The organism is Roseateles chitinivorans (assembly GCF_002761755.1).
In the GTDB taxonomy this organism is placed as follows: Bacteria; Pseudomonadota; Gammaproteobacteria; order Burkholderiales; family Burkholderiaceae_C; genus Roseateles; species Roseateles chitinivorans.
Genome location: NZ_PEOG01000180.1, coordinates 1 through 505, shown reverse-complemented (window position 1 = coordinate 505; position 505 = coordinate 1). Strand labels below are relative to the sequence as shown.

The 505-nt window shown below is 64.8% G+C and carries 1 protein-coding gene; it reads left to right on the top strand.

Annotated elements, in window-relative coordinates:
• Positions 1-283 precede the first annotated feature (283 nt).
• A partial coding sequence (locus CS062_RS25265) for a hypothetical protein (protein WP_199174374.1) occupies positions 284-505 on the top strand: 222 nt, incomplete at its 3' end.

Sequence of the window (505 nt, the reverse complement as noted above, 5' to 3'; positions counted from 1 at the left end):
ATGCCGGTGGGCATGATGTTCTCCAGCACCATCGGCCGCGAGGCGCGCCTTTTGGAGCTTGCCTACGAGCTCGAGGAGGCGCGGCCCTGGGCGCGCATACAAGATGTCACCGCGACCAAGCAGCCGCGTAAGCGGGCCGCGAAGAAGGCCACGAAAACCACGGAGTAGGGCACAAACCGGCGTGGCGCGTGACATGACCCCGTAATCCGGGCCGTGGCCTGTTAACGAACTCGACACCGCGAACGGCTGCGGGTGAAACATCGGGCTCGCAGCATCCCTCATTGTGGAAACCGCTGAATCGGTATCGCCCTCACCCACATCCACACCGCCACGATCACCGCAGATCGCCACCACCACCGGCAACACCTTCGGTTGCCTGGTGCGGTTCGCCTTCGCGAACATCCGGCGCAGGCCGGAGCGGTTCGTGCTCTCGGTGCTCGGGATCGCGCTGGCGATCGCGTGTGTGACTGTCGTGCGGACGATTTCGTCGAGCTTCGCGATCACC